The sequence below is a fragment of the Candidatus Saccharimonadales bacterium genome (assembly GCA_035480635.1).
GTDB lineage: Bacteria > Patescibacteriota > Saccharimonadia > UBA4664 > DATIHN01 > DATIHN01.
The window spans coordinates 1-25165 of record DATIHN010000019.1 but is presented as its reverse complement, the minus strand read 5'-3'; the positions used below and the strand labels follow the sequence as shown (position 1 = coordinate 25165).

Annotated in this window: 32 protein-coding genes and 3 tRNA genes; 16 read left to right on the top strand and 19 right to left on the bottom strand. The window is 51.6% G+C overall.

Annotated elements, in window-relative coordinates:
- Positions 1-3: 3 nt before the first annotated feature.
- The 5 genes from dnaK to VLE72_02910 form a co-directional block, all read right to left on the bottom strand.
- Complete coding sequence (gene dnaK / locus VLE72_02930; GenBank protein ID HSX14839.1) at positions 4-1938, bottom strand: molecular chaperone DnaK; 1935 nt, start codon at positions 1936-1938, stop codon at positions 4-6.
- The gene (locus VLE72_02925; GenBank protein ID HSX14838.1) at positions 1938-2225 is read right to left on the bottom strand and encodes a hypothetical protein; all 288 of its coding nucleotides are present in this window, start codon (positions 2223-2225) and stop codon (positions 1938-1940) included. Before VLE72_02925 ends, dnaK begins: the two co-directional genes overlap by 1 nt.
- Positions 2222-2707, bottom strand: coding sequence for a nucleotide exchange factor GrpE (locus VLE72_02920; protein ID HSX14837.1), 486 nt, complete (start codon positions 2705-2707; stop codon positions 2222-2224). Before VLE72_02920 ends, VLE72_02925 begins: the two co-directional genes overlap by 4 nt.
- A complete protein-coding gene (locus tag VLE72_02915) occupies positions 2704-3405 on the bottom strand; it encodes a transcriptional regulator (GenBank protein ID HSX14836.1) in 702 nt (233 codons plus the stop codon). Before VLE72_02915 ends, VLE72_02920 begins: the two co-directional genes overlap by 4 nt.
- A 92-nt stretch (positions 3406-3497) precedes the next feature.
- Positions 3498-5096: a CTP synthase gene (locus VLE72_02910; protein HSX14835.1), complete on the bottom strand. Its 1599-nt coding sequence runs from the start codon at positions 5094-5096 to the stop codon at positions 3498-3500.
- Between the two features lie 80 nt (positions 5097-5176).
- Between VLE72_02910 and VLE72_02905 the strand changes: the two genes are divergently transcribed.
- From VLE72_02905 to VLE72_02890, 4 genes are read left to right on the top strand one after another with little or no spacing between them, the layout of a single operon-like run.
- On the top strand, positions 5177-5644 hold the full coding sequence (locus VLE72_02905) for a GNAT family N-acetyltransferase (GenBank protein HSX14834.1): 468 nt from the start codon (positions 5177-5179) through the stop codon (positions 5642-5644).
- Between the two features lie 21 nt (positions 5645-5665).
- Positions 5666-6118 carry a thioredoxin-dependent thiol peroxidase gene (gene bcp, locus VLE72_02900; protein ID HSX14833.1) on the top strand — a complete coding sequence of 151 codons (453 nt, stop codon included), beginning with the start codon at positions 5666-5668 and terminating at the stop codon, positions 6116-6118.
- Positions 6115-6900 (top strand): MBL fold metallo-hydrolase, encoded by a 786-nt coding sequence (locus VLE72_02895; protein HSX14832.1) that lies wholly within the window; start codon positions 6115-6117, stop codon positions 6898-6900. Before bcp ends, VLE72_02895 begins: the two co-directional genes overlap by 4 nt.
- Positions 6897-7379, top strand: coding sequence for an NUDIX hydrolase (locus tag VLE72_02890; protein HSX14831.1), 483 nt, complete (start codon positions 6897-6899; stop codon positions 7377-7379). Before VLE72_02895 ends, VLE72_02890 begins: the two co-directional genes overlap by 4 nt.
- On the opposite strand, the gene lepA is transcribed toward VLE72_02890, so the two are convergent.
- From lepA to VLE72_02845, 9 genes are all read right to left on the bottom strand, one after another.
- Positions 7376-9166, bottom strand: coding sequence for a translation elongation factor 4 (gene lepA / locus VLE72_02885; GenBank protein ID HSX14830.1), 1791 nt, complete (start codon positions 9164-9166; stop codon positions 7376-7378). The two genes, VLE72_02890 and lepA, sit on opposite strands and share 4 nt — an antisense overlap.
- A gap of 67 nt (positions 9167-9233) precedes the next feature.
- Entirely contained in the window at positions 9234-10814 is a 1581-nt protein-coding gene (gene murJ, locus VLE72_02880) for a murein biosynthesis integral membrane protein MurJ (GenBank protein HSX14829.1), read from the bottom strand.
- 82 nt (positions 10815-10896) lie between these two features.
- A complete protein-coding gene (ftsH, locus tag VLE72_02875) occupies positions 10897-12786 on the bottom strand; it encodes an ATP-dependent zinc metalloprotease FtsH (GenBank protein HSX14828.1) in 1890 nt (629 codons plus the stop codon).
- Entirely contained in the window at positions 12783-14048 is a 1266-nt protein-coding gene (gene tilS / locus VLE72_02870) for a tRNA lysidine(34) synthetase TilS (protein HSX14827.1), read from the bottom strand. Before tilS ends, ftsH begins: the two co-directional genes overlap by 4 nt.
- 113 nt (positions 14049-14161) lie before the next feature.
- Positions 14162-14644: a hypothetical protein gene (locus tag VLE72_02865; GenBank protein ID HSX14826.1), complete on the bottom strand. Its 483-nt coding sequence runs from the start codon at positions 14642-14644 to the stop codon at positions 14162-14164.
- 441 nt (positions 14645-15085) lie between these two features.
- Positions 15086-15160, bottom strand: a tRNA-Met gene (locus VLE72_02860).
- Between the two features lie 157 nt (positions 15161-15317).
- Complete coding sequence (locus tag VLE72_02855; GenBank protein HSX14825.1) at positions 15318-15728, bottom strand: hypothetical protein; 411 nt, start codon at positions 15726-15728, stop codon at positions 15318-15320.
- A gap of 181 nt (positions 15729-15909) precedes the next feature.
- Positions 15910-15986 (bottom strand) — tRNA-Met (locus VLE72_02850).
- A 50-nt stretch (positions 15987-16036) separates the two neighbouring features.
- Positions 16037-16408, bottom strand: coding sequence for a septum formation initiator family protein (locus VLE72_02845; GenBank protein ID HSX14824.1), 372 nt, complete (start codon positions 16406-16408; stop codon positions 16037-16039).
- Positions 16409-16464: 56 nt separating this feature from the next.
- Between VLE72_02845 and VLE72_02840 the strand changes: the two genes are divergently transcribed.
- From VLE72_02840 to VLE72_02830, 3 genes are all read left to right on the top strand, one after another.
- Positions 16465-16833 (top strand): hypothetical protein, encoded by a 369-nt coding sequence (locus VLE72_02840; GenBank protein HSX14823.1) that lies wholly within the window; start codon positions 16465-16467, stop codon positions 16831-16833.
- Positions 16834-17555: 722 nt separating this feature from the next.
- Complete coding sequence (locus tag VLE72_02835; protein ID HSX14822.1) at positions 17556-18197, top strand: hypothetical protein; 642 nt, start codon at positions 17556-17558, stop codon at positions 18195-18197.
- A 56-nt stretch (positions 18198-18253) separates the two neighbouring features.
- On the top strand, positions 18254-18520 hold the full coding sequence (locus VLE72_02830) for a hypothetical protein (protein ID HSX14821.1): 267 nt from the start codon (positions 18254-18256) through the stop codon (positions 18518-18520).
- 147 nt (positions 18521-18667) lie between these two features.
- Here the strand turns inward: VLE72_02830 and VLE72_02825 are convergent, their stop codons facing one another.
- Together VLE72_02825 and VLE72_02820 are read right to left on the bottom strand one after the other, a co-directional pair.
- The gene (locus tag VLE72_02825; GenBank protein ID HSX14820.1) at positions 18668-18871 is read right to left on the bottom strand and encodes a hypothetical protein; all 204 of its coding nucleotides are present in this window, start codon (positions 18869-18871) and stop codon (positions 18668-18670) included.
- Between the two features lie 58 nt (positions 18872-18929).
- A complete protein-coding gene (locus tag VLE72_02820; GenBank protein ID HSX14819.1) occupies positions 18930-19139 on the bottom strand; it encodes a hypothetical protein in 210 nt (69 codons plus the stop codon).
- Between the two features lie 108 nt (positions 19140-19247).
- Here VLE72_02820 and VLE72_02815 point away from each other — a divergent pair.
- The 9 genes from VLE72_02815 to VLE72_02775 all read left to right on the top strand — a co-directional run bounded on the left by VLE72_02815 (position 19248) and on the right by VLE72_02775 (position 22280).
- Positions 19248-19323: transfer RNA gene (locus VLE72_02815), tRNA-Ile, on the top strand.
- A 152-nt stretch (positions 19324-19475) separates the two neighbouring features.
- Positions 19476-19820, top strand: a complete 345-nt coding sequence (locus tag VLE72_02810) for a hypothetical protein (GenBank protein HSX14818.1) — start codon at positions 19476-19478, stop codon at positions 19818-19820.
- A 276-nt stretch (positions 19821-20096) separates the two neighbouring features.
- Complete coding sequence (locus tag VLE72_02805) at positions 20097-20408, top strand: hypothetical protein (protein HSX14817.1); 312 nt, start codon at positions 20097-20099, stop codon at positions 20406-20408.
- A gap of 36 nt (positions 20409-20444) precedes the next feature.
- Positions 20445-20663 carry a hypothetical protein gene (locus tag VLE72_02800; protein HSX14816.1) on the top strand — a complete coding sequence of 73 codons (219 nt, stop codon included), beginning with the start codon at positions 20445-20447 and terminating at the stop codon, positions 20661-20663.
- Positions 20664-20700: 37 nt separating this feature from the next.
- Positions 20701-21033, top strand: coding sequence for a hypothetical protein (locus VLE72_02795; GenBank protein ID HSX14815.1), 333 nt, complete (start codon positions 20701-20703; stop codon positions 21031-21033).
- A gap of 167 nt (positions 21034-21200) precedes the next feature.
- Positions 21201-21659 (top strand): hypothetical protein, encoded by a 459-nt coding sequence (locus tag VLE72_02790; GenBank protein HSX14814.1) that lies wholly within the window; start codon positions 21201-21203, stop codon positions 21657-21659.
- Positions 21646-21900 carry a hypothetical protein gene (locus VLE72_02785; GenBank protein HSX14813.1) on the top strand — a complete coding sequence of 85 codons (255 nt, stop codon included), beginning with the start codon at positions 21646-21648 and terminating at the stop codon, positions 21898-21900. Before VLE72_02790 ends, VLE72_02785 begins: the two co-directional genes overlap by 14 nt.
- An 8-nt stretch (positions 21901-21908) precedes the next feature.
- Complete coding sequence (locus VLE72_02780; GenBank protein ID HSX14812.1) at positions 21909-22040, top strand: hypothetical protein; 132 nt, start codon at positions 21909-21911, stop codon at positions 22038-22040.
- Between the two features lie 6 nt (positions 22041-22046).
- On the top strand, positions 22047-22280 hold the full coding sequence (locus VLE72_02775) for a hypothetical protein (protein ID HSX14811.1): 234 nt from the start codon (positions 22047-22049) through the stop codon (positions 22278-22280).
- A 132-nt stretch (positions 22281-22412) separates the two neighbouring features.
- Here the strand turns inward: VLE72_02775 and VLE72_02770 are convergent, their stop codons facing one another.
- The 3 genes from VLE72_02770 to VLE72_02760 all read right to left on the bottom strand — a co-directional run.
- Complete coding sequence (locus tag VLE72_02770) at positions 22413-22643, bottom strand: hypothetical protein (GenBank protein ID HSX14810.1); 231 nt, start codon at positions 22641-22643, stop codon at positions 22413-22415.
- Positions 22644-23069: 426 nt separating this feature from the next.
- Positions 23070-23225 carry a hypothetical protein gene (locus tag VLE72_02765; GenBank protein HSX14809.1) on the bottom strand — a complete coding sequence of 52 codons (156 nt, stop codon included), beginning with the start codon at positions 23223-23225 and terminating at the stop codon, positions 23070-23072.
- A 160-nt stretch (positions 23226-23385) separates the two neighbouring features.
- Positions 23386-25165 (bottom strand): carbohydrate binding domain-containing protein (locus VLE72_02760; GenBank protein HSX14808.1); only part of this gene is annotated, 1780 nt, incomplete at its 5' end.

Here is a 25165-nt window from a genome sequence, read left to right as displayed (position 1 = left end):
CTCTTATTTTTCTTCTTTCGGATTTTCACTTTCGCTTGGCCCGGAGGCAGCGTCGGGCTCGACCACCTCACCCTCAACCGGTTCACCGTCTTTCTCGGTAGCTTCGACTTCTTCCGGGGCACCATCGGTTCCAGGGGCGTCAGCCGCATACATAGCGGCGCCAACTTTTTGCATCTTTTCGCTCAGGTCGCTAGCAGCCTTGTCCAGCTCGTCCTTGTCTTCGCTCTCCAGCTTGGTCTTGGCCTCGGTGATGGCTTCTTCCAGCGCCTTTTTATCTTCATCTGATGCTTTATCGCCGGCGTCTTTGAGGGTTTTTTCGGCTGTGTAGATCATGCCATCAAGCTGATTCTTGGCCTCAATTTGCTCTTTCTTTTGCTTGTCTTCATCAGCGTGAGCCTCAGCCTCAGCTTGCATGCGCTTAATTTCATCCTCGCTCAAGTTGCCGCTTTGCTGAATGGTAATGTGTTGCTCCTTGCCAGTGCCTTTATCTTTAGCACTGACGTTAACGATGCCGTTAGCGTCAATATTGAAAGTCACTTCGACCTGCGGTATGCCGCGTGGTGCCGGGGGGATGCCATCCAGAATGAAGCGGCCTAGACTTTTGTTGTCTTTGGCAAATTCGCGCTCACCTTGCAATACGTTAATTTCAACGGACGTTTGCGAATCGGCGGCGGTTGAGAATACCTGACTCTTAGAAGTCGGAATAGTGGTGTTGCGCTCAATCAGCTTGGTCGATACACCGCCCAGGGTTTCTAGCCCCAATGACAGAGGAGTTACATCCAGCAATAGCACGTCTTTGACGTCGCCAGCCAGCACACCGCCTTGCACGGCCGCACCAATGGCCACCACCTCATCCGGGTTAACACCCTTGAGGGGTTCCTTGCCGAAGAGTTCTTGAACCTTGGCCTGAACCGCCGGCATGCGAGTCATACCGCCAACCAAGATGACTTCGTTGATGTCGCTAGCCTTAAGACCGGCATCCTTTAGCGCTGACTGGCAAGGTTTAGCAGTTTTTTCGATCAGATCACCGACCAGTTGCTCCAATTTGGCTCGCGTTAGGTTGTGGGTAAAATGCTTAGGACCGGAAGCATCGGCCGTAATGAACGGTAGATTGATTTCGCTCTCGGTGGTGGAACTCAGTTCGATTTTGGCCTTCTCGGCGGCTTCTTTGAGTCGTTGCAGGGCGGCCTTGTCATTTTTGAGATCAATGCCCTGCTCTTTCTTGTGCTCATCCACCAAGTGGTTCATGATGACGAGGTCAAAGTCGTCGCCACCCAAATGGGTGTCACCGTTGGTACTTTTAACTTCAAAGACGCCATCGCCCAATTCCAACACGGATACGTCGAAGGTACCGCCACCTAGATCGTAAACCACAATCTTTTCTTCTTTCTTTTTATCGAGGCCGTAGGCCAAAGCGGCCGCGGTCGGCTCGTTGATAATGCGTTTGACCTCAAGACCAGCGATCTTGCCAGCGTCTTTGGTGGCCTGGCGTTGAGCATCGTTAAAGTAGGCGGGTACAGTGATAACGGCTTCCGTTACTGGGCCGCCAGTGAAAGCCTCGGCATCGGCCTTCAGCTTGGCTAGGATCATGGCCGAAACTTCCTCTGGGCTGTAGCTCTTATCTCCCATTTTGACTTTGACGCCACCATTGCCCTTTTCAATCTTGTAAGGCATCAGCTTGATATCGCGCTGAACCTCATCGTCTTCGAACTTGCGTCCGATTAGACGCTTAACGCTAAAGATGGTGTTTTCACTATTGATAACAGCTTGGCGTTTAGCCACTTGACCCACCAAGCGTTCGCCATTTTTGTTAACTGCTACCACCGATGGCGTAGTGCGGCCACCCTCGGCGTTGGGAACGACGGTCGGTTGCCCGCCTTCCATAACGGCCATGGCCGAGTTAGTTGTACCTAAATCGATTCCGATAATTTTACCCATTAGTTGTCTCCTTTCTCTTGACTTTCAATATCGTCCTTTTCTTCTCTTACAGCGCGTTCTTCGAGCTCCCTAGCTGCATCCGACCCAATCTGACGTTCAACTCCCTCAAGCCCTCCATACTCGGCGATGATGTCAGTCGCGGATCGACCTTCCCAAGTAGCTCTTGAAATCTTCGATATGTCAGCAATCTCTCCGGTGTCAGCACTATGCATGTCCAGTTCAGCTGCTAAGCGCTCGGCAGCTTGTTGGTCAGATTCTGGTTCACCACCATTACGTTCTATAGTCATGACTTGCCTTCCTTCTTTAAGTGTCCGACCTTGACCATCGCCGGCCGGATAACGCGCTCACCGCTGCGATAGCCCTTTTGAAATACTTCGATAATTGCTTCGCCCTCGCCCTCGTGGGCAATGGCTTCGTGCAGTTTGGGGTCAAAATGATCGTCCACCGCCCCAAAAACCTCGACACCCAAGTTCGCTAGAGTTTCTGTGACCTGCTTAGCTACTTGTTCCACGCCTTGCACCCAAGCGTTGCCCGCCAGTTCAGCCGGAGCGTGGGCGAGGGCGCGATCGAGGTTATCGAACAGAGGTAGCAATTCCTCGACCACCATGACCTTGGCGGATTCCATTAATTCTCCCCGCTCGCCTTCAATTCGACGACGAAAATTAACAAAGTCGGCCTGGACCCGCTGCAAATCAGATTTGAGCTCCTCCAGAGCTTGATCGGACCCGATCGGTTTTGGTTTTCTGGCTGTCTTTTTTTCGGCCGTCATACTAATTCTTCCTCCAATATGCGGCTGGCGTAATCAACCAGCCCAATAACTTGGTTATAGTTTTGCCGCGTTGGTCCCAGCACACCGATGTAGCTACGATCGCTGTAAGGTGAACTAAAGCGGGAAACGATCAGTGAGCAGCCGCTGGATTTGCCAATCGGATTTTCGGCCCCAATGTAGACGCTAACGCGCCCAGTTGGAGCAGCTTCCACCAACCATTGATCCAAACTGTCTAGCAGGCGGCTGACCTCATAGGTTTGGCGAGCGGCCAAGTGATCGCTGAATTCCGGCTGGGAAAATAGCTGGGTCAGGCCGGCCGTGAAGACGCCTTGCGAGAGAGTTGCTAGCCCCAGATTATGGGTTAGCTCAGATAGCGAGCTGGCAGCCGTTTTGATGGCTTCATCGGCCGGACCGGCGCCAGAAATGCGCTTGGTTAAAGCATATTCGATTCGCCGGTTAGTGGCTGGGGTGCCTAAATTGTTAACGTAATGCCGATAACCCTGATCGGTCGGCACTCGACCGGCCGAGGTATGGGGATGGGTTATCAGGCCGGTTTGCTCCAAGGCCATCATCTCGGCTCGAATAGTGGCTGGCGAATAAGTCATTTGTTGACTGAGTGCCAGCGAACCAACCGGTTCGGCTGTTTGGGCGTAAGTTTCGACGATAGATGCTAAAATTTGGGCTTGTCTTGGAGTCATTGGCTTATTTTGGCACTTGCAGGGGTAAAGTGCCAGATACCATTATTGTAATAATTTAGCACTCTCACGTCAAGAGTGCTAAAAGAGCGTAATTACTTCAAACTTTCAATAAAGCCTTTAAATAATGGGTGGGGACGACCAGGGCGGGATTTAAATTCGGGGTGAAACTGACTGGCTACAAAAAAAGGGTGATTGTTAGCCTCAATCATCTCGACCAATTTTCCGTCAGGTGAAGTTCCAGCTACGCGAATTCCCCAGGACTCATATTGATCCCGGTAGTCATTATTACATTCATAACGGTGGCGATGGCGCTCCTCGACCATACCCACTCCGTAAAGTTTGGCTGACTTGGTCCCTTTTGTTAGTACGCAAGGGTAGTTCCCCAGCCGCATAGTGCCACCAGTATTTTCTTTGCCTTCCTGATCCGACATTGTACTGATAACCAGATCGGGACTGTGCGGATCAAGTTCTTTTGACGTCGCTAGAGCCAGTCCCCCGTTGCGAGCTGCCGCCACAATGCCCATCTGGAGTCCTAGGCAAAGCCCTAAGTAGGGCAGATCGTGTGTCAGGGCGTATTGAGCAGCCTTAATTTTGCCCTCGAGCCCCCTGACGCCAAAACCTCCTGGTACAACTAGACCTTGGACGCCGCCTAAGACTTTGCCAACGTCTCGAGATTTTTCCAATTTCTCAGCATCAATCCATTTGATGTGAATGTCGAAATCACCGGCGTAGGCGGCTGAGCGCAAAGCCTCAAAAACTGACATATAGGTGTCCTGATTATCCATATACTTTGCCACAACCCCAACATTTAGAAGCTGCTTTTTAGCTGATTTAGTCCGGTCAACCACGTCCCGCCAAGCGTCCAAGTTCGGTTTTTTGACCTCGAGCCCCAGGCGTCGGCATATGACTTTGGCAATACCGGTATCTTCGAGCGTTAATGGGACCTCATAGATCGATGATGCGTTAGGTAATAAGGCAATAGCGTCCTCTGGCACACCGCTGTAGAGGCTAAGTTTACGTTTAGCGCCATTGGCAGCTGTTTTTTCGCTGCGAGCGACTAAGATATCCGGAGCAATGCCCAGACCGCGCAACTCTCGGACTGAATTTTGGGCTGGCTTGGTCTTGGTTTCTTGGCTGGCGCCGAGGAAGGGCAGGTAGACTACGTGCACGTAAAGGCTGTTGGCTTGGCCAACCACAATGCCAAGTTCACGAATCGCTTCAATAAAACTTAAACTTTCATAGTCGCCAACCGTGCCGCCGATTTCGACAATGTGAACATCAAAGCCCTCGCCAGCTTCGCGGATGTAGCGCTGGATGGCTGCTGTCAAATGGGGGATTATCTGAACGTCATCGCCCTCGTATTTGCCCGCCCGTTCGTCCTGAATGACCCGCAAAAGGACTCGTCCAGCCATTAGCGAACTGGCCTGATTAAGTTCCTGGTCCAAAAAACGTTCGTAGTGGCCAAGATCCAAATCAGTTTCAGCTCCATCATGTGTCACAAAACACTCGCCATGTTCGCGCGGGTTTAAGGTGCCGGCATCAACATTTAGATAAGGATCGCACTTCTGAATGTTGACGCTCAAACCGCGGGCTTTGAGAATGTTACCGATTGAGGCGGCAGTTATACCCTTTCCCAAACCGGAAAGTACACCACCTGTCACAAAAATGAATTTAGTCGGTTTGTTTGCCACTTTTCGCCCCTAATATTATCCTTATGCTACCGTTCCTGATAGGCTTAGGCAAGTAGGTAGGTTAAGCTATAATGCGTGGGATGGAAATAAAACGGATCATCAAAGCCGATGAGGTTAATGAGAGGCTGACTCTTGCCATGCAGTCCCTGTGCAAACAGCTCACCAACTCCGCTCCTAAAACAGCTATCTTTCCGCACTTGGGCCAAGAGGAGTTGCGACAAATAATTGCCGAGGAACATACTGCACTATTCATGGCCATGGCAAAAGATGGAAACTATATCGGTACAACCACTGTCCATGTTTGGCGCCACCCGGTTAGAAAACGAGCGTTTATTGATGACGTTGTGGTTGATTCTAATAATCGCGGCCAAGGTGCAGCCATGGCACTAGTTCAAGCCGCAGTGGATTTTGCCAAGTCGGAATCGGCGGATTATATTGAGCTGACCTGCAACTCAAAAGCCCGTCCGGAGGCCGCACAACTTTATCTGAAGATGGGTTTCGAAATAGTTCAGACGGATGTCTTTCGCTTCGCGTTATCTCAATTCTAGAACATCGAATATAATAGATTCATGAAAGCGCCCGATTTCAATCTACCTGACCAAGACGGCAAAAACCATTCTCTAGCCGACTACCGCGGTAAGTGGCTAGTATTATATTTTTACCCCAAGGATGACACACCGGGGTGCACCAAAGAAGCTTGCAGTTTTCGTGATGGCCGACAGGCTTTAGTCGAGGCCGGGCTGGAAGTCGCAGGCGTTAGTAAAGATACAGTCGCTAGCCACAAAAAGTTCGTGGATAAGTATCAGCTCAACTTTACCCTGCTAGCTGACCCAGAGCTTACGACCATCAAAGCCTACAAATCTTGGGGTCTCAAGAAGTTTATGGGTCGCGAATTCGAAGGCACTTTGCGCAACACTTATTTGATAAATCCCAAGGGCGAAATCGTAAAAACTTACGAGAAAGTCAAACCAGACCAACACGCCATGCAGATTCTAGAGGACTTTGAGGCCCTCGCCAAATGAAGGTAACGGCCGTAGGTACCGGCACCAATTTGGTAACGCCCAACCGATATGGCTCGTCATATCTCGTTGAGACAGACGATAAAAAACTCCTACTCGATATTGGTATCCATAGTTCGCTACGTCTAAAAGAACTCGGACTGACGTTGGCAGATATTGATTTTTTAATCATCAGCCACCGGCACCCAGATCACATTGGAGATCTTATATCTAATTTGATTTCCGTTCACCAAGCCGGCCTGCGCGGTCTAATCCCAGAACGTAAAGCCCCCTTTGAAATCCACGGCTACCCTGGTTTAAAAGCCGACTTTGATACCTTAATGCAGCTGTTTTACCCCGATCGAGCCATCACCTATCCGCTGAGTGTCCACGAACATGGTGACGACGAATTTGATTTGAGCGGCGTTAAAGTGATGACCAAGTTGGTGCCGCACATGGAGCAGTTTATGAAGGCCATCGCAGTAAGGTTAGAGGCTGAGGGTCAAGTTGTTATGTATTCAGGCGATTCTGGTCTGAGCGAGAACCTGGTTGAATTGGCCACGAACGCCGATATTGCCATTATCGAAGCCTCATTCTCAACCAAGCAATACGCCGAAAAGGGCTTGGTGCCAGGCCATATGGCACCGCAAGAGGGCGCCCAAATAGCCGCTAAGGCTGGGGTTAAAAAACTGGTGTTCTCGCACTTGTATGACGGGGCAGAAACTGATGAGGTTATTACTGACAGCGCCCGCAAACTTTTCCAGGGTGAAATTATCATCGCACAGGATAAGCTGCGGCTATTATGACAAATATTTACCGACACAGTGCCGAAAACCACCATCATCTTTCAGTTGGCGCCATAATAGTTAATGACAAAGGCCAGGTGCTCTGTCACCATCACCTCGAAACTAAACATTTTGGCCCCGTCTTCCACGATCTGTATTTATTAATGCGCGAAACCGTGGAACCAAATGAAGCGCTCGAGGCCGCAGTCCAACGTGGTTGCTTGGAAGAAATGGGTGCGGAAGTTAATATTGCAGAATATCTAGGCCCGATCGTTGCCAAATTTAGCGAAAACGGTCGCGAAATCGAAAAAACTACTCTCTATTTTCGTTGCCAATTGATTAAACTTGATGCCGGTCTGCGTGATAGCAATGATCCCGAAAGTAGCAGCGTGCTTGAATGGCACGATACCGATTTTCTAATCAAAAAATCTGCCGATCAGGCCAGGGAACTTGGGCGGGCAGATATAGATGAATCAGCCATTTTACAGCGATTGTCCTAGCCCCGCTTGACCAGCACCATAAAGGCCTCGGCCGGAATATCGACTTTACCAATGCGTTTCATCTTTTTCTTGCCAGCCTTTTGTTTGTCTAAGAGTTTATTTTTGCGGGTGACGTCGCCGCCATAAAGTTTAGCAGTGACGTTTTTACCCAAAGCTTTGATGTCTTCGCGAGCAATGATTTTACCACCGATGGCGGCCTGCAAGCTGACTTCGAAGAGCTGGCGGGGAATGACTTCTTTGAGCTTATCGACCATGGCTTTACCAATCCGATAAGACTCATCGCGGTGAACGATACCACTCAAGCTATCAACCAATTGGCCGCCAACCAAAATATCTAAGCGGACCAAATCTTCAATCCGATAATCAGACAATTCATAACTAAAGGAGCCATAGCCACTGGTCAGGCTTTTGAGCGAATCGTAGAAATCGGTTAAGACGTTGGCTAACGGCGCTTCGAAATCGATTACGGCCAGACTTTGATCGAGATAGTTCAAATTGGTTTGGTGCCCGCGGATCTGATTAATTAAACCGATGATGCCACCAACGTAGGTTTCCGGCACGACAATTTCACCCTTAATCCAAGGCTCTTGGATCGCTTCGATCTGCGACGGATCGGGTAATTCGGCGGCTGATCGAACCGTATTTTTGCTGCCAGTTTTAAGTAAGATTTGGTAGTCGGTTGAGGGATTTGTGGCCACGATTTCTAGGCCGTATTCGCGCTCCAAGCGTTCGGTCACAATTTCCAAATGCAGTAGCCCCAAAAAACCAACCCGAAAACCAAAGCCTAGAATCTGCGAGTTTTCGGGCGTAAAACTTAGCGCCGCGTCGTTGAGTTGCAGTTTAGTTAAAGCGTCTCTTAAGGCCGGATATTGTTCTTGCGAACTCGCAAAAATGCCAGCGTAAACGAAGGGTTTGATCTGACGATATCCAGGTAGGGGATCGGTGGCTGGGGTAGAGGCCGTGGTCATAGTGTCCCCGACTCTGGCCTCGCTAACAGAACGAAAATTGGTTACGGCGTAACCAATTTGGCCGGTGCCCAAGTTGGCTACGGGGGTTTGTTGAGGTTTAAAGATACCCACATCGATTGCTGAACCGGCTTGTTTAGAGCCCATCAGGCTAATTGAAGTATTGGCATCAAGACTGCCATCGACCACCCGTAAATATAGCACCACGCCGCGATAGGGGTCATAAAGTGAATCGAAGATCAGTGCTCTGAGCGGTTGATCGATCTCCCCTTTGGGTGGCGGCACTTCAGCCACGATTCGATCGAGCAAAGCCTCCACACCCGTCCCCTGCTTGGCCGATACTCTCAAAACTGAGTCCGGTTCAATCCCCAGTAGTTTGGACAACTCCCCTGCCACACGATCCGGTTCGGCCGCCGGCAAGTCGATTTTGTTAATAACTGGGATAATAGTAAGCCCAGCCTCAATGGCCAAATAGACATTGGCCAGGGTTTGGGCTTGGATCCCTTGGGCCGCATCAACCACCAAAACGGCCCCCTCGCATGCTGCTAGTGAGCGCGAAACTTCATAGCTAAAATCAACATGACCGGGAGTATCGATCAGGTTCAGGATTTGATCCCGCCAACTCATTTGAACCGGCTGGAGTTTGATGGTAATCCCCTTTTCGCGTTCGAGCTCCATTGAGTCCAGCAGCTGCTCTTGCATTTGGCGCGCCTCAACTGTGCCGGTTAGTTCCAGCAGGCGATCGGCCAGAGTTGATTTGCCGTGATCAATGTGAGCAATAATGCAAAAGTTACGGATTTTGGTAAGAGGGGTTTGCGACATGCGCCTAATTATAGCCTTATTTTGTGATGGCTGTTAGGTTTGCACACAGATACCTAGGTATACCAGTCTAATTCACAATTTGGTTGGTCGGACGCAAGTAATTAAAGAAACGACTAGTGAAGGCATGGGCTTCTTCCAGTCGCATTAGATAACAAGGCAGCAAGTAGCCAACCGTACCGATGGCCAATAGAGCCAAGAATTTAGGCGCCACTACAAATAGGCCACGGTCGCCCACATTGAGCGGCAGCAAATAATTCAGCGACAAATAAATTAAACTGCCCATAATCAGACTGGCCACGCCGATTTTTAGGGCGCCATTCATGATTCGGCCCAGACCAATTGTGGGTAATTTGCGCATTAGTAAGAGGTAGAGAACGGTGGTTTCTAGAGCCGATACGATCGATTGAGCCATGGCCAAACCAACCACACCATAGTGCGGGGATAATATCAGACTCAAAACAATGTTTAGGCCAATCGTGAAAATACTCAGATAAAGCGGAGTCTTGGTGTCTTGAAGGGCGTAATAAAACCTAGCCACCAGGAAAAACAGCGATTGAAAAATAATGGTGGCAGCAAACCAGCCCAAGGTATTGGCCGTAGTTTGGTTACCAAATCCGAACAGCAAGCGCACGATATAGCCACGCAACAGAATGGCGACAGCCGCGGCTGGAACTACAAAGAACAGGATCAAGCGGGTGTTTTCATCAAGCTTGTCGACTAGACCTTTGATGTCGTTGCGGGCGGCCCGGGCTGCTAAATCTGGGAAAGCCGCCGTTGCAATCGAGGTTCCGAAAATAACTAGCGGCACATTCCGAAGGTTGTTGGCATAGTAAAAAGCTGTCAGAGAGCCAGTGGCCAATTGTGAACCGATGATGGTCTGGACGGTGTAATTGATCTGATCGATGCCTTGATCCAAAGCTCTAGGAATCATCAGGCGAATGACGCGGACCACACCAAGATCGCGCAGGCGAAAACGCCAATGATAGCGGTAGCCTAGGCCGAACATACCCAAAATCTGAATTAAGGCTTGGCTGGCTGCCCCGATCACGACACCGATAGCTACGCCGTAAATCGAGAAGCGTTCACTTAAGAAAATAATACCGAAAATTATTCCCAGATTATAAAAAATGCCTGAAATGGCAAAAAACAGGAAACGGTTAAAGGATTGTTGGACAGAGCCCATAACACTGGAGATGGCGAAGAAGACTGGGGTCCAGAGCATAATTCGGGTCAGATTAACCAGGACCTGGTGCCGATATGGGTCAAACCCCGGGGCAATGGCCGAAGAGATTGGACCAACGAAAATGAAAATTAAGGCACAAATCACAATAGTGGCAACAGCTAAAATATTAAGCAGCGAGTTGGTTAAATGCCAAGCCTGCTCGCGTTCTTTTTTGACCCAAAATTCGGTAAAAATTGGGATGAAAGCCACGGCAAAGGCACCTGAGACCATCAAGGTAAAAATTAGGTCAGGTATACGAAAGGCGGCGGCATAGGCGTCGGGCATGGCGCCAATACCAAAGTGGGAAGCCAGCAATCGGTCGCGGACCAAACCTAAAAAACGGCTGGCCAAATAAAAAAAGCCGATCAGGGTGGCTGCCCCACTGAAGCTATTGCGGCGATTGAACTTACTAATCAGTTGCTTCATGCTCTGGTAATTATATCAGTAGCCGAGCGACTTGGCTCCCACTACCTCTGACTCGCAATCTACTGTATTGCCCAGCTGGAAGTTAAGCCCCGGCTGGCTCGCCGACAGCCGCTTGCCCAGCCTCACCTTTGGCCGACTTATCTTCTTTTGGTAAAACACTTTCGACTTCAACCCGTTTCTTTGGCCCAACTAGATCTTCGAACTGTTCGCCTTCGATGGTTTCTTCCACTAGCAACCTGGCCGCAATTTTATCCATATCAGGGCGATGGGTTTTGATAACCTCTTCGGCGCGGGCAGCCGCCTCATCGATCAGCAGTGCCACTTCGTCATCGATCACCTTAGCAACTTCTTCGGAGTAATTCTTGCCTTCGCCCAACTCGCGACCTAAGAAAATGGCATCAGTATGAGTGCCAAAGACACGGTTCTTTAATTTGGTACTCATGCCGTAATCCATCACCATCCTTCTAGCCAAATTGGTGGCGTTTTGGAGATCGTTGGAGGCCCCGGTGGTGACCTCGTCAAAAATAACTTTTTCGGCCATACGTCCGCCCAACATCATGGCCAAATCATCCTTGAAATCGGCCACACTGTTAAGTGACTTTTCTTCATCGGGCAAACTCCAGGTGAAGCCGCCGGCGTGACCCCGCGAGACGATCGAAATCTTGTGCACCGGGTGACAATTCGGCAAAACGTGCGACACAATGGCATGCCCGGCCTCGTGATAGGCGGTGATTTCTTTTTCTCTAGCACTCATAACTTTGCCCCGCCGCTCTGGTCCCAGCATGACTTTCTCGACCGCGGCATTGAGGTCGGCTTGGGTAACTTTCTTTTGATTATGGCGGGCGGCCAAAATGGCGGCCTCATTCATGACGTTGGATAAATCAGCTCCTGAAAAACCCGGAGTCTTTTTGGCAATCTGATTCATGTTGACCTCTTTCTCGAACGGTTTGCCAACCGAATGGACGGCCAAGATTTCTTCGCGGTTCTTCAAATCTGGCGCATCCAGCGTGACCCGGCGATCGAAGCGCCCGGGTCGAAGTAGGGCTGGATCCAGAACGTCGGGCCGGTTGGTGGCGGCCATTACAATCACATTGGTGCCTTGTTCGAAGCCGTCCATCTCGACCAAAATTTGATTCAGGGTTTGCTCGCGCTCGTCGTGACCGCCGCCCATGCCGGTACCGCGCTGGCGCCCAACAGCGTCAATTTCGTCGATAAAGATGATGCAAGGGGCATTCTTTTTGGCCTTCATAAAGAGGTCACGGACACGGCTGGCGCCAACACCCACGAACATTTCGACAAATTCGGAACCAGATATGCTAAAGAATGGTACGCCAGCTTCACCGGCTACAGCTCGAGCCAGCAAAGTTTTACCGGTTCCGGGCGGGCCAAACAGCAGGACGCCCTTGGGGATTTTGGCCCCCAAAGCCTCAAATTTACCTGGGTATTTCAAGAATTCAACAACTTCACTTAATTCCTGTTTGGCCTCCTCAGATCCAGCCACGTCTTTGAACGAGACCTTAGTCTTTTCGTTACCAAACAATCTGGCCTTACTTTTACCGAAGCTCATGGCCTGATTGCTGGAACCTTGAGCTTGGCGCATCATGAAGTAGAAAAAGCCAATGATTAAGAGCACTGGCAGTATGGTTACAGCCAGGTCGAGAATCCGGCCGCCGCTGGTAGTCGGATTTTTGGTGTCGATTGTGACTTTGTGATAATCAATGCCGTAATCGGTCAGGTTGGCCGAATCTTCTTTATAAGCCACCTGCTTGGGAGCGGCAGCATCTTTTAGAACTACAGTCAGCTTATCGCCGTCGACTTCGATTTTGTCGACTTTGCCAGAGTTGGCCTCATCAATAACCTGAGACAGCGAGACATTTTCGGTTTTAACTGGCGAAACTGAAACTACCAGCAAGACCGCCACTGCCAGGAGTGCAACCATTAAAAACCAAAATTTGCGGGCGTTTTTCTTCATACTTCCTCGGCAATTAGATTGTAGGCGGCATTTGCATTCGGTCTGATTTGGTGATCAACGGCCAATTTGGGGAGCCACAGGATTTGGCCGCCGCTATCCGTAATAATGGGCCATCTTAACCGTTCACCGCGAGGCACTTTTTTATCGATGAAGATATCGTGCAATTTACGCCGGCCAGTCGCCTGTTTAATCCAATCTCCCGGTTGATAACTGCGGACACGGTAGAGCCCTAGTGGCAGATCGATTGATGACTGGTCGGGAGCTCGCTGCGTCCCAAAACTCAAGCGAAAACGGCCGAATACTTGTGAGGTCTCAGGTGCTAGACTGACTGCCAAAACCGGGGCGGCCGCCTCACTACCTAAGACAATTGCAACTGTATCATACCTGATCTGTAGCATCAATGACGCAGAGGCGTGGAATTGACTGCCAGCCGGCGCGATTTTCGCCAATTGGACCAAAGACTGGATTTGTCGCCGAGTAAATTCGCGCTCCGGTGCCAGCTTGATCAATACAAAGTGAATGAAAGCCTCTAGTTCGGCCCAGGATTGAGCCGCCAGCCAGGCCCGCGGCAGATCAACGCCAGCAGGAACTCTAAATTGGTAATACAGTTTGGCCAGTCTTTGATCAATCTGAGCGTTTAACTTGGCGTGTTCAGCCAATAGTTGAGTGTGCTGGCGACTCAGATCTTGATCCAGTTCGGCTAGCATTTCATGACGCAAGAAGTTCCGAGTGATGGCTCGGTCTTGATTAGTTTCGTCTTCGTGCCAAACCAAACCGCGACTTTTGGCATAGTCTCTCAGCTCACTTTTGGATAAATCAATCAGAGGTCTTAGGACTCGAGCGCGATTCAGGCTGGCGGCCTGCCCTATTCGGCCGCTGCCCCGTAAAGTGTTCAACAAGCTGGTTTCGATCTGATCATCGCCGTGATGCGCGGTAATAATGGCTTTAGCACGATACTTTTTGGCCTGCTCAAACAAAAAGTCGTATCGTTTGCTCCGAGCTTCGGCTTCGCTGGCTTGGCCCAGCTCTAAGTGAGCGACATCAATCGGCAAGCCATATAAGCGAGCTAGATCGCGCACCAAGCGCTCATCGCGCTCGGCCGTTGATCTTAGGCCATGATTTACATGTGCCACCCGAAGTTGCAGATCACTTTCCGGTTGACTAACTAATAAGTGTAATAACGCTACCGAATCAAGTCCACCCGAGACGGCTACAATGTAGCGCCCGGTGGTGGGAAGTTTGACCGCAAGTGCCGACTTCATACTTATATTGTAGCAATATAAATGCATTTGGTGGCTGCGTTTCGGTTATTAGAAAACCCCTCGGGTGCGTCGCATCTGCGAAGCACCCAAAGGGCGTATTGAGAAAGCTGAAATCACCGAGCAATACCGTGGCCTATGACACCCGGGGGCGTGAACTTCGTGTCGTCGAGATCACGGTCCTTGTAGAGCAAGTCCAGGGCGGCGTTGCGGATGCGGCGCTCTTGCACCTCGTCTGCGTTCAGGCCCTCGACCTTGGACTGATCGAGCTTGCTGCCATCCGGCGGGAACAAGACCACGATCTCCCCCACGATGGCGGAGTTGAGTGCGAGGCATCCGTCGCCGATGTCGGAGACGGAGTAGGTCATCAGGCTCGCGCCGTACGTAGTGTGGTCGTCGGGCACCCAACGGGCGGGAAATGGCGGGAAGCCCTCGCCCTTGGCCATCCAGTTGAGTCTGACGCTGAGCGTGGCGTAACTGCCCTCACCTTCTACGGCGATAGTGCCGATCTCGCCTCGATAGAGGCGGGCCTTTATTTGGTTATGAACCTCAATCTGGCCGCCGACGTATCTGGCTGCGATTTCGTCTGTCAAAATCACTTATGCCTCCTGAGCACTAGTGAAGGAACTTCTTGCGAATTAAAGCAACTGTAGCATAAAACTTAAGAACAGTCAATTCAAAACAGTAAATATAAAGAATGGCCCTAACATCGTTGGGACCATTCTTTGGTGGCTGCGGTAGGATGGTGGCTTCGCCACCTGCTCGCCTTTTATTACTAAGCGAAGCTTGAATATAGGTTGGCGAGCTAGCTGAACCTACTTGGGTCGGTTCAAATCCAATCATCAAATAACAAACGCCGAACACTTGGATGATCAGCGTTTGTTGGTGGCTGCGGTACTTTGTATAACTTCCTCACATGCTCGAAGCCAGCTTCTGTGCGTGTTCGTCGTTATAGTCTTTGAACCTCGGCCGTCGCCGCACGGTTCAAATCCAACTATCATAGACAACAAATGCCGACTACTTTCGCAGTCGGCATTTGTTGGTGGCTGCGGTAGGATTTGAACCTACGACCAAAGGCTTATGAGTCCTCTGCTCTACCACTGAGCTACGCAGCCGCGTCGCAGCGGCACTTCCGGCTGACGCTGCGACGATTTCTCGCACAGCTCTAGCCTTCACATCGCTGCTCCTTACCGCATTGTAAACGGCTGGCGCCTGGTTTCCAATGCGGGATTAGCCGAGTAATTATACGATGTATTAAACTGTTGGTCTAGACTAGTTGGGCTCTTTAGTGCCAAGTTTCAGATAAAGCGAACCGTAGGTAATAAAACCGGCCAGAAAACTTAGGGCCATTAAGAACGAGAACAGATCGGTCAATTTGGTGACGGCCACTGTCAGGATGCCGAAGCCAAAGGCAAACATGATGTCGTACATGCCGTATTTGAGCTTGGCCTTAATATAGCTGTCGTTGATTTTGGCGGAGGCACGAAAGAGCTGGATCGAAACGAGAACCAGTCCAATGCCCACAATCACGTGGATAAGCCCAACCGCAATTACCGCAACTTTTTTGAAACCGGCAACGTCGCTGTCTGCACCGCCGAGGACGTTTAGAGCCATACCGGCCACAAACATCACCACTAGCATCATTACCATGCGGCGGACATTGCTGATCAATTTTGCATCCATTGGCTTAGCATAAGCGTAAACCCTGGTTTAAGCAAGTTAAAACAAAAATGCCCAATTAGGAACTATTAAGCGAGTGCAAACCAAGTCACCAGACTGTTTGCGCGAGCTAAAAGTGAAAGCACATGGAAACTGAAGTGACCCACCGGTGGAGGGTCACGAAAGTTGGAATGTTGATTTCACTTGGTAGCGGGGGTTGGATTTGAACCAACGACCTTTGGGTTATGAGCCCAACGAGCTACCAGACTGCTCCACCCCGCGGCGTAAATAACAATCTAACAGATTAGTGTTTGGCTGTCAACCTGTAGCGTTTAGGACCCAAACAAGAAATCAAACCACTGGGCAATGTGTGATTTTGGCTTTTGAGTAGCCGCTTGTGTTGTTTGGTCGCTGGCTGATTGGTCGGTTCTGGGCAAAATAATTACGCTCTCCCCTGGGCTAGCCAGCCCCAACTTGGCTCGAGCCTGCTTTTCTTTAAAAGCATCGGTTTGATAATACTGAATCTGGTAGCTGAGCTGGTCTTTTTCGTCATTAAGTTTAGTAATTTGGGTATTCAAACCATTTATCTGGGTCTGCAAGTCGTGGTTACGTTTAATAACGCCGACTAGAATTACTAATAAATAAAGGCTAGCTAGGATACCGATGACGATGCCAAGATTGGCGCGGGTAAAGTACTTACGCATACCCCTATTTTAGCCTATAAATCGAAAACCCACTCAGTGGGTTTGGTAAAAACCGTTTGAGTGGGTGGACCTGGGCGGGTGGGGAGTTTGTGGCTCCCCACCCGTACCCTGGTTACTCCGAGGAGGGCCCGGAGTACTTGGCAGTGAGACTGAGCTGGGCTAGCTCACTGCGCGATCGCGGCGCCGATCAGCCGGTCGAGGTGGCCGGTCGCGTCGTCGTCGGGTGGATGTCGTCGCGCATCTTGGAAACCAATGTGGCCCTTGCGGCCTCGGTTGCCCCGAAGGGCGTCTGCATTCGTGTCATGGTGACGGGTGTCCTTTCAGACGTTCGACGGTCGCTGATGCCCCACCTGGGTGAGCGCATCGGTTTCGCTGGCGTGGGTTTTGTCGCTTGGGCGCTTGAGCGTAGAAGCTCCAATCCGTGACGGACGTTGTAGCACCTCCTGGATTACTCACCCCAACCAGTGATGTAAGTATTATACTCTCTTGTCCCCTTTTGTCAACCCTTTAATGCTTACCCACAAAAAGCGAAAACCCGCCTGAGTTTTGTCTCAAACGGGTTTTGGGTGCGACCGGGGGGGGTAGGAGGCGGGCGTCAGGCCCGTAAGCTTGTAAGCCCGTGAGTCCCACCCCACACCCGGAGAGCTTTGCTCGCTGTTTCCCGGAGGGGAGTGCGCGCGAACAGGGACGAACCGCGCACCCCCGATCCGGTCGGGATGAGCTGGATGCCACGTAGTTTTGGCCCGCCGGGCCTCCTACGTGGCGCCGCCGGGCTTCTTCTGGCCGGCGGTGGTCGACGGCGGATGGATGCTCGTCGCTTGAGGGTCGACGATCTCGCGCATGAAGGCCCCGTGGGGCTGAAGTTCTCGTCTCATGGCTAGCCGTCCTTTCAGACGTCCATCGGGCCTTGATGCCTCGGGTTCGAGCGCATCGGTGTCGTCATGGCGCTTCTCGCGCGCCGCTTGCTGGTCGGAGCTCGCAGCTCCCTTGCACGCCAGCCCGGTCTGATGCTGATTAAGGCAGTTGAACTCTTCGCGTGATCTGCCTCATCACAAACCGAACCAGTCGATGCCTAAATTATGCTCCCCCATTCACACCTGTCAAGACTTTTATGCTTTAATTCTGCTCCGGGCATTATACTAGTGTTATGCAGCCCCTAGACAAAAGCCAGAAACTCGTTGCTTTCGCCTGGACTCTGAGCGCGTCTGTAGTCATTCTGGCCTTTGTGGCCTGGGGCAGTGGCTTGCGCTGGGATCTGACTGCCATCAACGCTTACAGCCTGTTCCCCCTGTTTGGATTGCTGGCCTTTAGCCTGATGTGGTCGCACTATGTCGCTAGTGTGGCTCGACAAGTTTTAAAACTCGATCACCAGGTACTGAAACGCTATTTTGATCTGACCAGTTTGGTGGTTCTGGCCCTAATATTACTGCACCCGGGCCTGCTCAGCTGGGCCTTGTGGCGTGATGGCTTGGGCCTGCCTCCCGGCAGCGAATTTTTATACGTTGGCAAGGCTCTAAAAACTGCCGTTATTTTGGGTATGACGGGTTGGGCTATACTGCTAGCCTACGAACTCAGGCGCTGGCTCAAAACCAAGCCCTATTGGTGGGTATTCGTGCTCGCCACCGATGCCGCCATGATTCTAATTTTTATCCACAGTCTCAAACTTGGCTCCAATCTGCAAACTGGCTGGTTTCGGGGCGTTTGGTTATTTTACGGCGCCAGTTTAGGGCTTTGCCTGATTTATATATACATCAAAAAGCTAGCATTTACCCGAGAAAATCAAGTTTGACCGTGGCTCCTCCGGGAGTATAATAAGCTCAAGCGCTCGTTGAAATGAGGTGTGGGATGAAGACCATCATCGGACTCAACTGCCGAAAGTGCGGCCAAACCAGTGAATTTGCCGAGAACGTCACCGTCGTCTTTCTCGATGGAAATAAGGCCTGCTGCTACCGCTTTGGTTGCTCCAAGTGCGGCACTAGCAATATGCATCGTCTCAGCCAGGCAAAGGCGATCGAGTTGATCTTCCGCTACGACTGCCCGATCGAAACCTACTCCCTGGAAGCAGAACTGCTTCAGGTTAAAGATAGCCACCCGGCCATCACGGCTGGCTGAATCAACCCAGGAGGTGTCTCTGGCCCATAACTCACATTTATAAATAACGCTTCAGCGGCTCGATTACGCATCGGGCCGCTCGTCATACAGATTGATATATTAATTACGAAAAAGACCCACGGTTGGACGTGAATCCTTTCCGTGGGCCTAATGAACTCGTTTGGCGGCTCTCCGGGTGACTCGAGCCAGATGCAAAGTGGCCCAAGCATTGGCATCGGCCAGGGCTAGAGCCATGCATTCTTTGTCGTCGAGCTCCCACGAGCGCTGGAGGCTTTCGAGGGCCATAGCCTCATAATCCAGCTCCTTGCCCTTTTTAGCAATCCGCTTGGCCTGTTTCTTGCTATCGGCCATCACATACTCCTCAAGTTCGGGCCAGAATTAGTTCTGGCGTGTGGATGTTCGAACATTTCTACCAGGTCTCGGCTTCGTCGAGCATGCCCAGGTATACGACCAGGAGAAAGGCACCGATCGCAAATCCGATAGTCCCGCCTCCGACTCGACCCCAAAACCCATGCCCACTTGAAAATCCCACGATAGTTGGAATAGCAAAGATCGCTAGACCAAGAGCAGATAGGAACATGAGTTGGAGCAGATTGCCGAGAATTTCTAGTTTAGGCATTCCGGCCTCCGCGTCGTAAAAGAATGTCAAGCTACCATAAAGGTTACAAGACTGACCTGGCAAGTCAATCTATTGGTTTTGTTATACTCATAAGGACAGTTTGGGTGCGGGCCCGTAGCTCAGCGGTCAGAGCAGTCGGCTCATAACCGATTGGTCGTTGGTTCAAATCCAACCGGGCCCACCATAAATAAAACGAGTTTTCTAACCTGTAAAACTTTATGACTTTGCCTCGAGCCTAACTTGATTTTGAACCTACAGGTTAACGTAAGTATTGACAGATACAACTAATTATGCTATCATTTGAATCATTGCTCTCGAACAGGAAGCCGAATCACCATGATGAAGATCGAAGGCAAGTTCACCCCAACTCCCGACCTCGGCCCAGACCGAGCCACCATTGTGGTCGACATCTTTGGCCACACAACGCCTGACCTTCGGGTCGTCCAAGCCCTCCGCCAGACAGGCGGTAGCTACCAGCCCGAAGTGGGTTGGGACAGCCTCCGCAGTTGCTACCACGTCGAAGCCAATTGGTGGCCCGACAACACCTGGGGCGATGACTTCCGACTGATCGAACGCCGTTTGGCAAGCGTGGTCGGAGACTGGAACACCGCCGTGCACTACGAATACCCTGACGGGGAATTCAAGGAAGGCACACTGATCGAAGCACTTCTGGAGGCATAAAACCCTCTGGTCCTCACGCCCTTTGGGTGCTCGCACTAAGAATGCGAGCGCTCAGGGGCGTTCGCATTTTAGGAGTTCACTGCCAAGCTGGTAGTACTCAGCCCAGGGCTGTCCTTGAGAACCCGATACCACTCGATTAGCTCGCTCTTGATATGGTTCCATCGAGATTCGACCAAGTCCACCAAGTAATTGACTTACCGCAATAATTATGATACTATTTTGTTCATTCTTTGAAATATTCACACCTTGTCCGCGCTTTCGACAGAAGGACACAGAATGGATTACGATCTCCCTCCTGCTCACCCCGACATCGACGCCATTCGGGCCATCCCCGGATTCAAATTCTTGGGTAACTACCCGATAGTTCGACTCGACACCGAGCGCTCGAGCGGCGAATTCATCCATCGACTTTGCCGGCGCTACGGCGCTGACAACGTCACTCTGGGGCCTGCTCTCAATCGCGATGGTTCCCCCTCAAACGGATCGGAGGCCGTTTACTTGCGCGAGGGCGCTCGACCCACCCACTGGTGGTGGCGTTGCTTGTACTGGATCGGTGATGCCATGATATCGATGGGCTCAGAGAACTGAGGGTAACTCTCGAGCAACTACGAAAGGATGGCACTAATGCAGCATCGCATTACCCACGTGCTTTACTTGTCGGTGGTTCTGGTCAGCGCTTTGGGGACGGGAGCAGCCTTCGTCTACCTGACGATGGCTCACCTTCCACCAACCGCCAGAACCGTGACGCCTCAAAACCAGGTCATAACACTGGTCTGGTGCATTTGTTTGATCGCCGCGTTCATTCTTGAGGAAATCTCTTGGAGGTCGCGGCAGGCGAGCTGAAGTGCTAGACCGCACTGACCCGAAAAAGGAGATCCAAGTGCCAACCGACCTGAAAACCATCCGACTGCCCGAGCGCGACGACATGCTGCAGCGGCTCACCGGTGTCATGGACGATCCGCACGCTGTTGAACGTTTCTACCCGCTCATTCTCAGGAGCGCCGGTCGTGAGCTCAATGGCATGGGGGTTGTCAACATGGTCGCGCTGGCCATCGAGGACTATTGCAACGGCATGCCTCCAGTCGTCAAGAGTGCTGTCTATATGAACCTCCGGCGCTACGTGACGGCGCTGATCGACGACGATGTGGTCAGGGCCGATGCCTTCGCCTTACTCGACGAGGTCAATGCCGAACGAGGACAGGAGGCCCTCTAAACCTCCACCGCCCTTTGGGCGCCTTGCTAATCCGGCAGCTGCCGGAGCGAGGCGTCCGAGGGGCGCCTTGCTTTTTTGGCCAATTATTAATTGACTTATCATGAGTTTTGTTATATTTTGATAAACATTCGTAAGACGCACCTGACCAATCTAGCGAAAGGACGCAGATGGCCACGGATCTGGAAATCGCCCGGCGCTCGGACGCCGAAGCTGAAATCAGAGAACGGGTGGCAAATTGTCAGCGACCCGAAGCCGACGAAGGGTTCGAGCGCTTTCATCTCCAAAAAACCTTGGCCGAACGTCGGGATGTGATAGCAAACAACCCGGAGTGGGCGCAGCGGCTCAGCCGGGAGCTTCGCATCGACCTAGTCACCGGATTGCCGCTGATCGAGGTCTCGAAGCTGTTCATGCAGTGTTCGTTCATGGACCGACACGATACCACAGCATCTTTGCAGCGCTGTGGTGGTGCGGCAACATCGGCTGTTAAGGATCCAGACACGGGTAACTACCTGTGGCGCTGCACCGATGACAGAGGTCGGCTCCGCATTGGAGTAAGCGTTGAAGCGTTCGATCTAGTTCCGCAACTTCCCACACACTCAAGGGGTGGTCATAATGCTCCTCTATAGACCAAGGGCGCTCAGGCAGACTGAGGCCAGCATCCGCAGCTACATCACGCTTTGCCAGAATGAGTACGTTGCATCGCTCCAGTCCGGACCGGGAGTCGATCCTGAGCTGGACAGGCTCCTGCTGGAAGAAGCGGTTATGGAGCTGCGGGTCTACGCCAAGGAACACCCCCGCCGAGCCAGAAAGTTGGCCGAGGAGCTCAAGATAAAGCTCGAGCCGGTCCCGGCAGAGTCGACTCATTAGGAGGCGCAATGATCTTGTTTGGAGTCGACTGGTCCGACGGCGAGAGCGAGAAGAAATCGCTGGCTCAGTTCATCTTGTTCATGCTCGCCGCGATCTCGATCGGGATCATCTTCGGTATCGCGTTGGTGAATAGCCACTAAGGAGGCGTGATGGACCGTTGCCGACTGTGCCACTTTACCAAAGGTGCGCACGACACGAAGTGCCCGTTTTTGGTCGACGACCCAGATTTCACCGCCGCAATGACGGCCTGGGAGGCCGGCAACGACGATGGTCGCAGCGGCCGCCCGAAAATCGGCGATAACCCCCAGTACCTATTGGGATACCGAATCGGCGAAGCTGCCGCCGAGGAGGCCGAGAACGGTGTCCCGTGGACTAGTTAGCCCACCAGCCCCGCTAGCCTTCAGCCGACAATTCGAGCTGGGGGCCGGCGGGGTCTTTACTTATAAATGGATATTTTTGGCATAATAAAAAGACCTTCACGGATGAGGGCCTTTTTATTTACGTCAACCTTCTTAGGCTGCTTCGGGCTTCTCAGCGTCGTCGCCAGCGTCATCGCCAGCAGCGTCGTCGCCACCCATAGGTGCAGCGGTAGTAGTGTCATCGCTAGCAGTGTCGTCGCCAGCTGGAGCACCAGTGGTTGCCGCGTCGTCGTCAGTCTTGGGCATATCGTCCATATCTTTGGTTTCCCTTCTTTTGGTTGATGTGATGATACTATTATTACCCGTCAGGCCTATGGCGGTCAACTGGGTAATTTAAAGGATGCTATTTCACCAACTCAATTCTCCCGCTCCAACTCTTCCTCCTCCCATACCCCCTGCCCTGCGTCTTTGTCGTTCGGCCTCTCAAACTGGCTAGTTAATTGGATCTTAAAAGATCTAGTAAGACCTTGGGGAGACAGTTTGCTTAGGCCGAACGACCATTATCTTTTTCTATGCAGCGGATTGCGAAGGACTAAGTAAGGGGAGATATAGACTGAGCAATCTGCTCAATTTGAAACAAAAGATAAACTCCCCAGCCCATTTTTTTGTATCGACTAGGTTAGTAGTCGTAATGGGAGTAAGAAGAGAGAGCTTACACAAAAAATGGGCTGGGGAGAGAAGTTAGTAGAAAATCATTAATAAAATCAAAAAACGCCCCGAGGGGCGTTTTTTGCTTATACCGTTTGTCTTTTAGCGATCGGACTTCTTCAGAATCGGCAGACCGGTTCTGGCGTTCTCGATAACCATGTAACCTGCCGGTAGATCCTCGCAGGCACCTTCGCCCTCAGCTCGAGCAAAGAAGTAAATCCGCTGCACGCGGCCACCCTTTAGGGTAACGTCGCGCATGTGCAGGTAATACAGCTGACCTTTCGAGTTCGTGTGTTGATATGCTGCCACAGTGTTATTCCCTGTTTAGTTAATATCTCCAGATTAAGCTAATGGTTCACCTCTTGTCAACCTGTTGACTCCTGTAAGAAAAGGTGGTGCTCCTGTTATCAGGTTGAGGTTATTTAATCACTAGATAGTTATAGATGTAGGTGCCGCTATCAGTTGGAGCAGTATTAGTATCGATTGTGAAGCTAGTGGCACCAGTTGTGCCATTAAAGTACTGGATAGCAGCCGAGGCAGTATTGGCCGGGGTTAGGACCACTCGAGGAGCGCTGCCATAAGTGGTATGGAAGTTGACTGTCACAACGGTGCCTGGCAGCGTCACCCCGGAACAGCTGGTGCCAACTTGAATGGTAACGGTGCCAGCTACGTCAGTGCCGCTAACTGAAGGACTACCGGGCGAAGTACAAGCCGCCGCTCCAGCCGAAGCTGTCGGCGCAGTCCCACCACTAACGATGTGGCCGTTGACGGTGATATCGCCAGTAACCGTTAGGGCAGCGACAGTCACAGTCATGGCGCTAGTGTCAGCGGTAAAGAGGGGTGTGCCAGTCGAATTCTGGATCACAAAGGCCGATGCTGAGTTACTAGTGTTTTTAGATAGGACCGCTCCAGTATTACTAACGGTTAAGAAGTTGACGTTCGAGGAATTTTGAATGTCTAGGGCGTCGGCGGTGCTCGAACCCAACTCGACCGTTAGGGCTACGCCAGTATCCAGGGTACCATCGCCAACCACCAATTTGCCTCTGGTCCCAGTAATAGACACACCGGCCGAAGCGTTAGCGCTGGGTGTCACAAGCAGGCTCCCGGAGTTATTCGATCCCACTTGGACGGCATTGCTGTTGGCACTTTGGCCCAGAGTGACGATAGAGCTGGTGGTATCAACGTTAAAGATGTTAGCTCCAGCCGAGTTTTGGATGTTGAAGACCCGCGAGCTGTCTTCCAACGGTTTGATGCGCACCGGCGAATCGATCAGGCCAAGCAATTGCAAGGCGCCGCCGGGGCTAAAGGACGTAGCTGATGATGATTGCTCCAGCTGAACGGCATCGATGTAAATGGTCCTGGCCACAGCATCGGATTGTTTGACGTAAACATAGCGGGTGCCGGAAACGGTACCGGTAGTAAAGGTGCACTCAAAGCGCGTCCAGGTTGTTGTCACGGTTTGGGCGGTTAAACAATCTGTATCCGTCGAGCCATTATCAGAGCGTCCAGCCTTAAAGGTCGTCATGCTGCCGGTCGAGAGTTTGGCAAAGAAGTGGAAAGTATAGGTGGTTGAACCTGCCAACTGAAAACCAGTGTATTTGGCACCGTCATTAGCTGCGGCGGTCGTAGTTATGGCTAAAGAGGAATTGCCCTGAACCCGATTCGAAGTATCCCTGGCAATGGTTGCGCTACCCTTGAGCGCCCAACCGGTGGTAGTATTCTCAAAATCGGGGTTTAAGATCAGGTTAGCCGTGGTTGAACTATCAACATTGATTAAGTTAGCTTGGTTGGTGTTTTCGACCACGAAGATCGATACGGCATCATTGCTAGCTTGCGGGCGCACGATGACACGACCCGGTGTGCCGAGACCAGCATCGTTCGTACCGCCCTGAATTAAGACGTTACCCCCGTTGGGCAGCCCAGCGCCCGTACTATTGCCGCCCTGTAGGGTCAGAAACCCTGCACCGTTATTACCGCCACTTATTGTTATCTTGCCCCCACTAAAGCTGCTGATGGTACCGCCGGTTAAAGTTATCGTCCCACCGGCTGCAGCACCAGCACCGGTCCCGGCAGTGATATCGATGTTACCGCCATTGCCTGGACCGGAGGTAGCCGAGCCAGCAAAGATTTGGACGCCACCACCCGCACCACTAGTGGCCCCACCAGCCCCGCCTTGGATCGTCACAACGCCGCCAACA

Coding starts and splice junctions, on each gene's coding strand:
- dnaK (HSX14839.1), bottom strand. CDS start 1,938: ATGGGTAAAATTATCGGAATCGATTTAGGTACAACTAACTCGGCCATG.
- VLE72_02925 (HSX14838.1), bottom strand. CDS start 2,225: ATGACTATAGAACGTAATGGTGGTGAACCAGAATCTGACCAACAAGCT.
- VLE72_02920 (HSX14837.1), bottom strand. CDS start 2,707: ATGACGGCCGAAAAAAAGACAGCCAGAAAACCAAAACCGATCGGGTCC.
- VLE72_02915 (HSX14836.1), bottom strand. CDS start 3,405: ATGACTCCAAGACAAGCCCAAATTTTAGCATCTATCGTCGAAACTTAC.
- VLE72_02905 (HSX14834.1), top strand. CDS start 5,177: ATGGAAATAAAACGGATCATCAAAGCCGATGAGGTTAATGAGAGGCTG.
- bcp (HSX14833.1), top strand. CDS start 5,666: ATGAAAGCGCCCGATTTCAATCTACCTGACCAAGACGGCAAAAACCAT.
- VLE72_02895 (HSX14832.1), top strand. CDS start 6,115: ATGAAGGTAACGGCCGTAGGTACCGGCACCAATTTGGTAACGCCCAAC.
- VLE72_02890 (HSX14831.1), top strand. CDS start 6,897: ATGACAAATATTTACCGACACAGTGCCGAAAACCACCATCATCTTTCA.
- lepA (HSX14830.1), bottom strand. CDS start 9,166: ATGTCGCAAACCCCTCTTACCAAAATCCGTAACTTTTGCATTATTGCT.
- murJ (HSX14829.1), bottom strand. CDS start 10,814: ATGAAGCAACTGATTAGTAAGTTCAATCGCCGCAATAGCTTCAGTGGG.
- ftsH (HSX14828.1), bottom strand. CDS start 12,786: ATGAAGAAAAACGCCCGCAAATTTTGGTTTTTAATGGTTGCACTCCTG.
- tilS (HSX14827.1), bottom strand. CDS start 14,048: ATGAAGTCGGCACTTGCGGTCAAACTTCCCACCACCGGGCGCTACATT.
- VLE72_02855 (HSX14825.1), bottom strand. CDS start 15,728: ATGGATGCAAAATTGATCAGCAATGTCCGCCGCATGGTAATGATGCTA.
- VLE72_02845 (HSX14824.1), bottom strand. CDS start 16,408: ATGCGTAAGTACTTTACCCGCGCCAATCTTGGCATCGTCATCGGTATC.
- VLE72_02835 (HSX14822.1), top strand. CDS start 17,556: ATGCAGCCCCTAGACAAAAGCCAGAAACTCGTTGCTTTCGCCTGGACT.
- VLE72_02830 (HSX14821.1), top strand. CDS start 18,254: ATGAAGACCATCATCGGACTCAACTGCCGAAAGTGCGGCCAAACCAGT.
- VLE72_02825 (HSX14820.1), bottom strand. CDS start 18,871: ATGGCCGATAGCAAGAAACAGGCCAAGCGGATTGCTAAAAAGGGCAAG.
- VLE72_02820 (HSX14819.1), bottom strand. CDS start 19,139: ATGCCTAAACTAGAAATTCTCGGCAATCTGCTCCAACTCATGTTCCTA.
- VLE72_02810 (HSX14818.1), top strand. CDS start 19,476: ATGATGAAGATCGAAGGCAAGTTCACCCCAACTCCCGACCTCGGCCCA.
- VLE72_02805 (HSX14817.1), top strand. CDS start 20,097: ATGGATTACGATCTCCCTCCTGCTCACCCCGACATCGACGCCATTCGG.
- VLE72_02800 (HSX14816.1), top strand. CDS start 20,445: ATGCAGCATCGCATTACCCACGTGCTTTACTTGTCGGTGGTTCTGGTC.
- VLE72_02790 (HSX14814.1), top strand. CDS start 21,201: ATGGCCACGGATCTGGAAATCGCCCGGCGCTCGGACGCCGAAGCTGAA.
- VLE72_02785 (HSX14813.1), top strand. CDS start 21,646: ATGCTCCTCTATAGACCAAGGGCGCTCAGGCAGACTGAGGCCAGCATC.
- VLE72_02780 (HSX14812.1), top strand. CDS start 21,909: ATGATCTTGTTTGGAGTCGACTGGTCCGACGGCGAGAGCGAGAAGAAA.
- VLE72_02765 (HSX14809.1), bottom strand. CDS start 23,225: ATGCGCGACGTTACCCTAAAGGGTGGCCGCGTGCAGCGGATTTACTTC.